Raw genomic sequence first — 12,570 nt, forward strand, 5'->3', positions numbered from 1 at the left:
ATAAAACCTGCTTTATCATTCTTATGAAAATAATAACATAGTTTACCAATTAAGTTGTTTATTACAAGATAACCCTGGCAAACGAACCGGTATTCACCCATATATTTCTATAGGAAAATTTAACCACGTATGACTCTGAGCAGTTTGCTTCTCTTTTTTCATCAAGGACTTCTATAATAAACATGAAACACCGGAAACACATCATTTCTACTATTGACATAGGAGGTTATCATGATGAGTAAAGTTGCAATTGTTACAGGAGGCGGCAGTGGCCTGGGCCGTTCCGCTGCACTGAGACTGGCAGAAGAAGGTGTCAACATTTCCGTCGTTGATGTCAACGAGGAAGCGGGAGAGGAAACCGTCAAACTGGTAAAAGAAATCGGACCTGATGCGATTTTTGTACAGGCTGACGTTTCCAAAGCGGAAGAAGTGAAAAAATATGTCGATGAAACCGTCGAAAAGTTCGGTACCATCGATTACTTCTTCAACAACGCCGGCATCTCCGGGAGCGGAAAATACTACTTAGATACAGATATCGAAGAGATTGAAAAGATCATCAATATTAACTTAATGGGAAGCATGTACGGCATCCGCTATGTAGCCGATGTGATGATTAAAAACGGCGGAGGCGCTATCGTAAACACCGCTTCCAGTGCCGGAGTCATCGGACAGACAACGGTTGTCACATACTCCGCCACGAAACACGCCCTTGTAGGAATTACGAAGAGTATGGCGGCCGAATATGCCAAAGACGGTCTGCGGATCAACGCCGTAGCCCCAGGTCCGACCGAAACACCAATGGTCGCTTCCTACTTTGAGGCGAACCCGGAAATGAAGAAAAGCGCAGAAGCAGGAATTCCGCAGCAGCGGCTCGGAACACCAGAAGAAGTGGCCGAGCTTGTCAATTTCCTGCTTACATCGAAAGCTCAGTATATCAATGGCGAAGTGGTCCGCATCGACGGCGGCTTCACGAACGCCAAATAAAACCAAAAGGGTTCCACGTCTTAAACGTGGAACCTTTTTGCTGTAGAAAAAGCCTGTGCTAACCAGTTAGAGTTTTCCAATTGTCGTGTAAAGGGATCACATTCCGCTTATCGTTGGATGAATGCCGCGGGCATCACCACCGAACGCTCCTCGTGCCGACGTTAGAATATAGAGGAGAGAGGTTGCACCCTATGCAGGTTCGCAGATTCAAAAGTACGGCATGGGCTGCGCTGATGACGGCTGCCTGCCGGAATATGAAAAAGGTTGTCCTCCATCCAGCAAGGGTGATCCGGGTGAAGAAGAGTCTTTTTCGATTTTAAAGAACGAGTAGTCCGAAATCGCCGAGCGTAGGTATTGCGAGGAAGCTCGGCCACGGAAAGGGGCTTTCGCTCCTGGAGGTAAGAAAGAAAAAAGCTCGTAAAGAAACAAAAATTCCTCTACAAGTTGAAGGTTCCACGTCTTAACGTGGAACCCTTCCCCATCGGTTTGGTTACACTCCCACTTTTAATGTTTACAAGTCAATTGATTTCCACAAAGGAATCGACTTTTAATTCACCATTTTCTTCTTTGAGGAGATAAGTCGCTTCAAAAGTCGGTTCTTTGTAGTCTCCATCTGAGTAATCAATTTCATAAGTTTCACTCATGGTTACCTCATATTCACCTTCGTCCACTTCTTTCAAATTGAGCATTTTTCCATCCAGTAAAGTTTCACTCTCAACTCGACCTGATTCTATAAAATCACGTGATTCTGCTTTACCAGTTCCGTCTGCACTGAAATATGGTTCCACAATGGAGAAATCCTTAGAATTTAAAGCATCTATGCTCTGCCCCAAAAACTGCAGCATGAAATCTTCCACTTCAGCCTTTTCAATAGTCTCCCCCTGGCTATTATCCGCATCCTCTGTTGTGTTGGTATTGGTATCGGGCTCTCTGTCCGCATGGACTTCTTCCGCTTCCAACTCCTCAAAATATAATGGTATTGACCCCCATAGATTGGATTGTGTATCCACCTTTTCAGTTGTATGAGTCTTCCCATCTTCATCTTCCCACTCAGCGTGAACCGTCACTTCTTCCTCTACGGGAAACGGCCCGAGTTCCGGGTAGGCTGACAAAGGCTTATCCGTACTTTCTCCATTGATAAATAAAATAGCGTCTTCTTTATTTGTATCCAGGGTGTAGGAATTACTTGGAAAATCAATCATTAACTCAGACTCGTTTAATTCATTGGGAAAAACACTCCATGTACCCCTGTACTCAAAAGTTCCGAACTCGGATTCAGCCTCTCCCTTAACGTCATACTCTCCTGGATAGGCCAGAGTAAGATCCTGGTATTCAGAAACGCCCTTCACTCTCAAAGTTTCTCCTTCAATGGAAACACTCGTATCTTCCACATTTGCAGAAGCGACCACTTGATTGGGGATGGCTTCGATATCATAGGTGGAATACAAGCCGAACACCTTAGGATGCTCTTTTACAGTGAACACTTTACCTCCACCATATTCGTAAATGGAGAAATCAAACGTTTGCCCATCTTCACTTTCGAACCCTTCCGTCAACTGGATTCGCATGCTTTCCCAATCAGAAGAATGAATATAAGATAAATATTCTTCTTTATTAATCAATGCGGTCTCATTAACATCCACCTCATCAAAAAACGCTTCTGCATCTTGATCAGTGACCGCTCGATCCATTGCCTGAACGATCTTTAACGGATCGGTTACCGATGAAATAATAAAATGTGCACTCGTTAATAAAACGACTAAAGCAATAATTGAGAAAATCCCGACTCTTTTCTTCTTTGACATCGGCTTACTTGGAGGACGATGCTGAACAGGCTGTGCGACATTTGCTTGAGCCTCCGGTTGATTTTCCATCTGCTTAGATCCACAGGAAATACAAAACGTTTGGTTCTCTTCAAGACTCTCCCCGCATTTCGTGCAATATTTCAATTGTACCGCTCCTTTATTCTATAACTCTATAGATTGCGTTTGTATACTATTAAAAGAAGGATAGAAATGAATCGACTTTATCCAACATATCCGAAATAATCCAATCCCAAATCAAGTAGGAAATAAACAAAATCAATAAGCTGGTTCCTGTACTCCAATAAAACACATTTCGATCCGCATTCAACAAAAGTCCCTTATGATAAATAAATATAGCTGGTACCACTGTAAGCACGAACGTGGTGGAAATCCCTAATAACGACATTGTCATAACCACGGCCCCGCTAAGTCCAAATACAATGGCCAGCACGTTAATAGCAGCAAACGGAGTGACTAAGGAGCCATATTGAGCAATTAGTTGTTTAATCGTTAATGACAGCCCCATAAACCTTGCCATCATAAACAGAGAAGCCAAACAAATAACCAGTCCAATCAAAGAAACTAAAAATAATCTGGAACTGATATTGAAGAACGGAAGAGAAGCCTGTTCTCCAAAACCCATGCCCATAAGCTTGAATAATGAATTAGCTAAGAAATAAAGACTCATAGAAAAAGCCGCCATATAGATGATCAGCGTGACAAGGCCTTGAGCAAAAGCCGATTCTCCTGTATGGAAGGCTAAGGAAGGCTGCTTTAGAAAACGCAGAGCTCCTTGACCATAGTCTCCCGACATCTTTTTAACTTTCTCCACCGATTCCTTGCCGGATCCGGCTGATTGATTTCCCATGGTAGAAGCTGTTGCAGCCTGTTCCGCGTTTCCTACCGGAGTGGATTGATCCAACGGAGCACCACAGGCTCCGCAGAACTTCCCGGATATTTGTTCATGGTTACATTGTGGACATTTCATCTCATCATCCCTTTTTAAGTATTTTTCGCCTGAAACTGCGTTGCTGATATGTATGGTATAGGCTTCAGAAAACAGCTATATGAAAAGCGCGCGTTACATGATTTGTACTCCTTTCTCAAAATTAAAAAATTATCCTTATCATGTAATATTTTACTGATAAGGATAACTAACCCTATTATACATATAAAAACTAAATAACCTAGTTTTTTTACAAAAAATAAACAAAAATATGGTACTTATTATTCATTAAGAAAGATTCACCCAGCTATAAAGTATTTCAGGTTGATGCTTTTGCATTTGAATCGCAAACCAGCGATGGTTATTACCAACCGGAGTTTTTTCTATCCCCCCCTTTATATATGCACCTACAAAAACAACCCCTTAGGAATAGGCAGGTAGGAATTACTCTGCGCGAACCTTCTTCAGTAATTTACCTATAAATGAATAGGCATGTATGATTCTATAAAGATCAACTTAAAAAACCACATGGAAAGATTCCATGTGGTTCTGGAGTGAAGATGGATTTAATCAAGAAAGAATCTTACAGACTGTGCATCCCGACTGTTTGGTCCTACGAAAACCTCAAATTCCCCTGCATCACTTTTATGTTCCATGTTCGAATGATAATACCTGAGCTGATCCTCTGTAAGAGTGAAATGAATGACCTTCTTCTCATTAGGATGGAGATAAACCTTTTCGAAATCCTTCAACTCTTTCAACGGTCGGACAACCTCTCCCACCAAATCTCTCACATATAACTGAACGATTTCTTCTCCAGCATAATCACCTGTGTTGGTAACTTGTATAGAGACTGTCAGTGATTCATCTTGTTGGATCCGCTTCGAGGAAACCATCAATTGGGCATATTCAAATCGGCTGTAACTCAATCCATACCCGAACGGAAATAATGGTTCATTCGGGATATCGAGATATTGAGATACATAGCGCTCCTGGGCATCCGGCGCACCTTTAGGACGGCCTGTGTTGTAACGGTTGTAGTAGATCGGAACTTGTCCAACGGAATAAGGTAACGACATCGTCAGTTTAGCCGATGGGTTCACTTCGCCGAATAGGAGATCTGCGAGCGCGTTCCCGCCTTCGGTTCCTGGATACCAGGCTTCAATGACGGCGTCGGCATTTTCAATGACTTCGCGTAGATCCAGAGGACGTCCATTGAATAGAACGGCAGTGACAGGTTTCCCTAATGCTTTGATTCTTTTCAGAAGCTCTAGCTGGACCTCAGGAATGCGGATGTCTGCCCGGCATCCAGCCTCCCCGCTCATATCAGAATGCTCCCCCAGCGCTACAACGATGGATTCTGCCTGTGCGGCTTTTTGCAGTGCCGCTTCCATTTGTTCGTCCGTTCCCGTTTCAATGCCGGTCCCTGCTGAAGTTAGGAGCTGGTTTACATATAAGTATTGGGAGAAGCCGGAAGCAACGGTAACAGTATCATCGGCTGAACCTCCCCATGACCACGGCCCGAGAATATCGGTATTGTCGGCGAATGGACCGATCAAAGCGACCTTTTGATCCCTCTGCAAAGGTAGAGTCCCTTCGTTTTTCAGGAGTACCATCGATTTAGCGGCCAGTTCACGGGAAGCCTTTCTGTTTTCCGTGGAGAGAATATGGGTGTCTTCCTCTTGTTCACTCGCTCCCCGGTAAGGATTATCAAACAATCCAAGTTTCTGTTTCAATTGCAGAATACGCAGCACAGCTTCATCGAGGGTGCTTTCTTCCAATCTCCCCTCCTCGATCAGTTCTTCTACATGATTGACGTAACAGGACGTCATCATTTCGACATCGACGCCCGCTTTCATTGCTTTTTCCGCTGCCTGCTTTTCATTTTCTGCGACGCCGTGAGGGATCAATTCCTTCACCGCTCCCCAATCAGAAATGAGCACGCCATCAAACTTCCATTCATCTCGGAGAAGGCCCCTCATTAACGGTTCATTCCCTGTCGATGGCATACCATTTAAAATATTGAAGGCTGTCATCACCATTTGCGCACCTTCATCTAACGCAGCCTTGTAGGCGGGAAGGTAGTTTTCACGCAGCTGCCATTCGGACATATCGACGGTATTGTAATCACGTCCGCCCTCCGGCGCCCCATAGGCAGCAAAGTGTTTGACGCAGGAAGCTACTTTGTGAGGATCATTTTCCAGATCTCCTTGAAAACCTCGGACGAATGACCGGGCAAACTGGCTGTTCAGGAAGGTGTCCTCCCCTGTGCTTTCCATGATTCGCCCCCACCTGGGTTCCCGTGATAAATCCACCATCGGAGCGAAAGTGACGTGCACGCCGGCGACAGCCGCTTCTCTAGCTGCAATGGAAGCACTCTTTTCAGCCAGCACCATATCCCAGGAGCAGCCGATTGCTAAGGGTACAGGAAAGATGGTCTTGAACCCATGAACAATGTCCGACATGAACAACAAAGGAATGCCTAACCGACTCTCTTCCATATGAACCTTTTGAATATTGATCGTTTCTTTCGCTCCTGAAGCTCCTAGTACTGAACCTGTACGTTTGATATCTTCTTCATCTATATTCATATGAACCATCGGACCTGTAATTTCCCCTCGATCGGAAGCTCCTTTGAAAAAGGGTGTGGCCAATTGGACGAGCTGTCCCACCTTTTCTTCTACAGTCATTTGATCCAATAAGTGTTTCAGTTGATGTTCTCCCATGAATGTTCCCCCTCAGTTTAAGAATTAGTGAAACGTTTCGAATAAGTATATTCGCAGTATAATGTCACCATTATTATCCGTCAACTACTTTATTTATTCATTAAATAAGTCTTTATTAAATTTTATAAAAAAATCAAAGAAGTAGTTGAAAGCGGATACAAAGTCAATTATAATTCATTTATCGAAACGTTTCAATAAACTTTGATTTTTCAAAAAGGGGTGCTTTACGTGAAGGGAAAACTATGGTTGTTGATCGTTGTTGTTATGACATCATTGATGTTGGCAGGATGCTCGGACAGCTCATCCTCTGAAGGGGATAAAAACACGGTAACGGTGTGGGCGATGGGAGAAGAAGGTAAAAAACTGAAACAGTTCAGTAAAGATTTCGAGGAAAAGAACGAAGGTTTGACGGTCGATGTGCAAGCTATTCCATGGGATACAGCCCATGATAAATTGTTAACAGCGGTGGCCTCAGGAAATGGACCCGATGTCGTCCAACTGGGCACAACATGGGTACCGGAATTCGCAGAAGCAGGAGCTCTCCTCGATTTATCCGAATATATGGAGGATTATCCGAATTTCGCAAAGGAAAATTACTTCGATGGTTCTGTAACGACGATGGAACATGATGACGAGATCGTAGGAATCCCTTGGTATGCCGATACACGGGTTATTTACTACCGGAAGGATATCTTGAAAGAAGCAGGCTATGAAGAAGCACCGAAAACGTGGGACGAGCTGAAGGAAGCCGCTCAAACGTTAGCGGACCGTGGCGAGGATATGTATGGTCTGGATATCGATCGAAATGATCAGATCACCCCTTTCATTTTCGCATGGCAGAATGGTTATGAGGCGGACCTTGAAGAAGGGAATTTGAATTTTGATTCTCCGGAATTCAAAGAAGCGATGCAATATTATACCAGTTATTTCGAAGAAGGAATCAGTCAGAAACAGGAAGGCAAAGACATCGTGGAAGCTTTCAAGGAGGGATCGAAACCAATGTTCTTCAGTGGTCCCTGGATGATCAATATCATCAATGATCAGGCCCCGGACCTAGAAGGAAAATGGGCGACCGCTGTCATGCCGACCAAAGAAACGAATACGTCCAGCATGGGTGGCGCGAACCTATCCATCTTTGAAAGTTCCGACAACGTGGAAGGTGCACTGAAATTCATTTCCTATATGACAGATGTAGATACACAATTGAGCTGGTTGGAAGAGTCCAACACTCTCCCTTCCCGGACGGAAGCGTGGGAAGATCCAGTGATGCAGGAAGATCCGATGTATGCAACATTCGGAGAGCAGCTGGAGAATACAAAGCCTGGTTTGCAGACCGAACAATTTGAACGCATTGCCCAGGAACTATTGGCTCATATCGAGCGCATTACTGTAGGTGGAGCCGACGTAGAAAAAGAGCTTGAAGAATTCAACCAGGAAGCTCAAAGCTTGATTGAAGAATAAAACATCCATGGAAGGATGGAATGGAACCCCATTCCATCTTCTTTTATCCATGTCATAACAAGGTAGGTGGGTTTTCATGAAATTAAAAAATAGATATCCTTATCTGTTCATATCTCCAGCTGTTCTCCTGTTATCCCTTTTCAGTTTGATTCCGATTCTTATTGCCTTTTTTATCAGTTTCACGGATATGAACTTGAAAGGTCTGGCCGATTGGTCTTCGATTTCCTTCATCGGATTTGAAAATTACCAAACCCTATTCGCAGATGATACATTTATCAAGTCCATTTTCAACACTATCTTTTACGTGGTTATTGGTGTTCCTTTAGTCATCATATGTTCGTTATCCATCGCTTTGCTGTTGAACTATGGAACCAGCAGGCTTTTCTCGATGTTCCGGGCCGTGTACTACATGCCTTCGATCACGAATATCATTGCTGTCGCTGTGATCTGGGGTTATTTATACAACACGGAATACGGCTTGTTCAACTATATTCTCTCCCTGCTTACAGTTGAAAACATCCCATGGCTGCAGGAACCGACCATCGCTAAGATTTCATTGATTATCTTAGCGGTTTGGAAAGGGATCGGGATCAATATGATCATTTTCTTGGCGGCTCTCCAGGGCATCCCTAAATCCTATTATGAAGCAGCCGAAATGGATGGAGCAAACCGTTTGCAGGTGCTTTTTCATGTGACGTTGCCGCTCCTACGCTACGCTACGTTCTTCGTGACCGTGACCACCCTGATTGGCTGGATGCAGTTTTTCGAAGAACCGTTCGTCATGACTGATGGCGGGCCGTTGGACGGCACGATTTCCATTGCCCTTTTCATTTACAAGGAAGGTTTTCAATTCAGTGAATTCGGTTATGCAGCAGCTGGGTCTTTTGTGCTTTTCGCCATGATCATCGTTGTAACGATGATCCAATTCAAATTGAGAAAATCAGATACTGAATATTAACCGAAGGGGGTTTCAGCAGTTATGGCAGCAGCGACTAAGAAAAACAAGTGGGAACAAGCGCTTGTCATCTTTATTATGGTAGCGGGAGGCATTCTCGTTTCGATTCCATTCATTTGGATGATCTCCAGTTCTTTCAAGCCTGAAAGTGAAGTGTTGGCGATCCCACCGACCATCATTCCGGAAAACCCAACCCTTGAAAATTACATCAACCTCTTTACCAACATGAATTTTGCCGTCTATTTGAGGAATACACTCGTCATTGTGTTCTTCTCTTTCCTCGGGTTATTATTTAATGCGATGGCGGGCTATGGTTTCGCTAAATATGATTTCAAAGGCCGGGAAAAAGTGTTCTATATCGTCTTGGCGACAATGATGATCCCCGGTCAGGTCACCATGATTCCTGTGTATCTGTTGTTAAATGCCATGGGACTTACGAATACGATGACAGGTATTATCTTACCGGGCTTGGCTGTCGCCTTCAGCATCTTTTTATTCCGTCAGTTCATGACGACAATCCCTGATGATTTGATTGAAGCAGCGAGGCTGGATGGCGCGGGAGAATTTTACATCTTTTTCCGTCTGGTCATTCCGATTGCGAAACCGATTTTTGCTGTTCAAGGGATTCTGACCTTCATCGCAGGGTGGAACAGCTTCCTTTGGCCGTTGATCATCGCCAACGATGAAAGTCTTTACACCTTATCCGTGGGACTTTCCTTACTGCAGGGACAATATGCGAATAATTTTGCCCTGCAAATGGCAGGGGCTGCTTTCATGGTCGTACCCATCATCATCATCTTTTCTTTTTTTCAAAAGTATATTGTGGAAGGTTTTACCATGTCGGGAATCAAATAAGACGGTTTTCTTGTGAGAAGTGTTATAGTTTAAGTATATGAATGGACAGATGGAGGATTTAATATGGCTACAATTAAAGATGTGGCTAAGCGCGCAGGGGTTGCTCTTTCGACAGCTTCCTATGCGTTAAATGGCAATCAAAAAGTGAGTGCATCGACGATTGAAAAGGTGCTTAAGGCCGCTAGAGAATTAAATTATCAAAAGAACGGGTTCGCTTCCGATCTGAAACGGACCAAAACGAATACCATCGCCTTAATATTGAGTGATATGTCAGGGCCCTACTTTTCTGAGTTAATCAAAGGGGTCCAGGAAGTGACCGCCAGCCATCAGTATGATTTGATCGCCTGCAGCTCCCTTGGGGGCGATCGATCCACTGCGACAAAATTCCTGCGGGAGAAACGAGTGGACGGAGCCATCATTCTTGCGAATAATGTCAGCACCCAGTTAATTGAGGAGTCTGCACGTGAAGACTTCCCTATCATCGTGCTGGATCGGGAAGTTCAAAATCCGTTTGCAATCCATGTGAAAGTTGATAACCGTCATGGAGCCAATCAAGCCACGGAGCATTTGATCAAGAATGGGCACAGGTCGATCGCCTATATTAGTGGTCCCCATGATTCCCACGACAATGAGGAACGGTTTAAAGGCTTTTCAGATGCCTTGAAAGACAATAACCTCCCGTTTCAATCCCGCTTTAAAATTAGCGGGAATTTCACTCGTGAAGGTGGTTACCGGGCAACCAAAATGCTTATTGCCCAGCAGCAATTGCCAGATGCTGTGTTTTATGCTAATGATGAGATGGCCATCGGTGGCCTTCAAGCTTTCTCGGAAAAAGGGATATCTATTCCGGATGACGTTTCTATCGTCGGATTTGATGATATCCAGTTATCGGAATATGTAACCCCCCCTTTGACAACCATCAAGCAACCAAAGTATGAAGCAGGCGCTTTAGCAGTCCATACCATTTTCCAAATGCTTGCCGGAGAGCAGGTGGACCAGTCGTTTGATCTTTCCACAGAGTTTGTGAAACGCTCTTCTGTAAGAAGCAAATGAAATAACCCGGTGATTCTCTCTTGAGAGTCACCGGGTTATTGATTATTCGATGGAGAATTCTTCTTTGATCAGTAAATCTTCAGGACCGTGTCCAATGTCCGATTCATGGAAATAATCTCTGATTACCCCATCTTTCAAATAATTGATGATCGAAACCATTGTCATACCCTGATCGAGAGCGAGATAAGCATTGGTCACTTCCCCTGTTTCTACATTGACGGAATCTAAGAAGCCATACTTGCTGTAAGTATCGAAACGTTTCAATTGCTGGATATTTTTGAAGGCTTCCATCGGTGCGTAGTCAAGAGCTAAGAAAGTGGCGTGAGGCGTTACCGTGCCATCTGACTTATATCCATCCATGCCAAGCGGTGTAGCGGCGAATTCCGAATAATCCCCAGGCGTCGCGGCAGGAGACATTCCCCATGCTGCGTATCCTTCCTCTTTCGCATATTGGATTTGAATGTCAGCATGACGCTTATTGTTCAGTCCCAGGGCGTCTTTACCCAGTTCTTTTTCTTTTAATACAAGAGGTGGCATGAGAGCTTCGAACATGCTTCCGCCCCAGCTTGGTACATACTTTTTACCCTTGTAAGAATAGTGGCCCTCAAACACGTCCACACCATCATACGTCGTCAAATATCCTTCCGGCTTCTGAGCTTGCCAATCCCAGCTGTCCGGCATCGTGCGGTACATCATCCACCAGTGTTTTTTTGGAACATCCCCCTTACCGATAGCGATGTAGCTGGCGACACGTGGTTCCGTGTAAAACGCTCCGTAATGGTGGGACGTATAGCTTTCTGCTGCGACATCATATCCGCCTCTCATCTGCCCGACTTCAGGCGTATAGAGGGTGGAATAATCCATATCCTCTACGATTTCGTCAGACTGATCATAGAGCTCCGGGTACGCTTGCCCGACGACAATCAACCCTGCAGAAAGCCAGCCATTATCTACGGTTGAAATGAACTCCCCCCAGTCCGTATACAGCGATCCATCGGATGTATTGTACCAGTTATAAAACAGCCCATTCCATGTTTCCATACTTTCAAGGGTCGTAAGTGTCGTCTTAATTTTTTCAACAGCTGTATCACGGGAAATGTGCCCCGCTTCCTCCGCTGCAATCGTACTCATCATATAGATTCCTATATTAGTTGGTGAAGTATGCTTCTGTGCTGTCATCTCCCCATTTTCATCATATCTGACAGCATCATAAGTAAGTCCCGTCTCGTCCACTGTAAAATCTTCAAAATAACGGTACGTCTTTTTTGAAATCGCTTTCAATTGTTTGGTTAAAGCAACCTCTTTTCCCTTTGGGGACTGTTTAGCAGAAGATTCGGCTGGTACGGCAACACTCATCACTAGGATAAGGGTAAAAAACAAAAGGAAAACCTTCTTTTTCAAAAAAACATTTCCTTTCAAAGATTGGTGAAACGTTTCGATTTAAGTGTACAGGACTATAGGGTAGTGGTAAATACGATAATAGTAGTAATTGTCTTAAATTTCAGATCGTAACTAAGGTTAAAGTAATGGTTCATTTTTCTAATGAGTAACGGTAAGGATCAGAAAAGCGGAATTATCTCAGTTTGTGCTATCAGCGTTTTGCCGGCGGTACCCAAGACTGGGGGGGATTAAAAAAGTCGTCCGTCAATGGCTTTTAATAAAGGGGGAATTTTCTATTGGCATAATAGCTGCATTATGTTACACTTATCCAGCGATGAGCTGAATTGCATAAGACGAGATTGACGCGCCTTTATGGCAAGGCACTAATGTGGAGTGCTGTCACTC

General features: G+C 44.1%; 10 protein-coding genes and 1 pseudogene. 6 read left to right on the top strand and 5 right to left on the bottom strand.

Annotation, left to right across the window (positions count from 1 at the left end; translation table 11 throughout):
- The first annotated feature begins 234 nt into the window (after positions 1-234).
- Positions 235-984 carry an SDR family NAD(P)-dependent oxidoreductase gene (locus ACXADP_RS12915; protein ID WP_474968236.1) on the top strand — a complete coding sequence of 250 codons (750 nt, stop codon included), beginning with the start codon at positions 235-237 and terminating at the stop codon, positions 982-984.
- Between the two features lie 191 nt (positions 985-1,175).
- A complete protein-coding gene (locus tag ACXADP_RS12920; RefSeq protein WP_280513294.1) occupies positions 1,176-1,304 on the top strand; it encodes a hypothetical protein in 129 nt (42 codons plus the stop codon).
- Positions 1,305-1,502: 198 nt separating this feature from the next.
- Here ACXADP_RS12920 and ACXADP_RS12925 read toward each other — a convergent pair whose 3' ends face one another.
- The 4 genes and pseudogenes from ACXADP_RS12925 to ACXADP_RS12940 form a co-directional block, all read right to left on the bottom strand.
- Positions 1,503-2,858 carry a TcaA NTF2-like domain-containing protein gene (locus ACXADP_RS12925; protein ID WP_474972316.1) on the bottom strand — a complete coding sequence of 452 codons (1,356 nt, stop codon included), beginning with the start codon at positions 2,856-2,858 and terminating at the stop codon, positions 1,503-1,505.
- Between the two features lie 9 nt (positions 2,859-2,867).
- Positions 2,868-2,933, bottom strand: a pseudogene (locus ACXADP_RS12930) (zinc-ribbon domain-containing protein); the annotation flags it as partial.
- A gap of 49 nt (positions 2,934-2,982) precedes the next feature.
- Positions 2,983-3,777 carry a hypothetical protein gene (locus ACXADP_RS12935; protein WP_474971604.1) on the bottom strand — a complete coding sequence of 265 codons (795 nt, stop codon included), beginning with the start codon at positions 3,775-3,777 and terminating at the stop codon, positions 2,983-2,985.
- A 524-nt stretch (positions 3,778-4,301) separates the two neighbouring features.
- Entirely contained in the window at positions 4,302-6,461 is a 2,160-nt protein-coding gene (locus ACXADP_RS12940; RefSeq protein WP_474971605.1) for a glycoside hydrolase family 3 N-terminal domain-containing protein, read from the bottom strand.
- A gap of 228 nt (positions 6,462-6,689) precedes the next feature.
- Between ACXADP_RS12940 and ACXADP_RS12945 the strand changes: the two genes are divergently transcribed.
- From ACXADP_RS12945 to ACXADP_RS12960, 4 genes are all read left to right on the top strand, one after another.
- Positions 6,690-7,922 carry a sugar ABC transporter substrate-binding protein gene (locus ACXADP_RS12945; RefSeq protein ID WP_474971606.1) on the top strand — a complete coding sequence of 411 codons (1,233 nt, stop codon included), beginning with the start codon at positions 6,690-6,692 and terminating at the stop codon, positions 7,920-7,922.
- Positions 7,923-7,998: 76 nt separating this feature from the next.
- Positions 7,999-8,880 (top strand): carbohydrate ABC transporter permease, encoded by an 882-nt coding sequence (locus ACXADP_RS12950; RefSeq protein WP_474971607.1) that lies wholly within the window; start codon positions 7,999-8,001, stop codon positions 8,878-8,880.
- A gap of 21 nt (positions 8,881-8,901) precedes the next feature.
- On the top strand, positions 8,902-9,732 hold the full coding sequence (locus tag ACXADP_RS12955; RefSeq protein WP_474971608.1) for a carbohydrate ABC transporter permease: 831 nt from the start codon (positions 8,902-8,904) through the stop codon (positions 9,730-9,732).
- Between the two features lie 63 nt (positions 9,733-9,795).
- Complete coding sequence (locus ACXADP_RS12960; RefSeq protein WP_474971609.1) at positions 9,796-10,785, top strand: LacI family DNA-binding transcriptional regulator; 990 nt, start codon at positions 9,796-9,798, stop codon at positions 10,783-10,785.
- A 42-nt stretch (positions 10,786-10,827) separates the two neighbouring features.
- Here the strand turns inward: ACXADP_RS12960 and ACXADP_RS12965 are convergent, their stop codons facing one another.
- Positions 10,828-12,165: a glucoamylase family protein gene (locus tag ACXADP_RS12965; RefSeq protein ID WP_474971610.1), complete on the bottom strand. Its 1,338-nt coding sequence runs from the start codon at positions 12,163-12,165 to the stop codon at positions 10,828-10,830.
- Between the last annotated feature and the right edge of the window lie 405 nt (positions 12,166-12,570).

The sequence above is a fragment of the Halobacillus sp. AWH4_228 genome, from assembly GCF_056158365.1.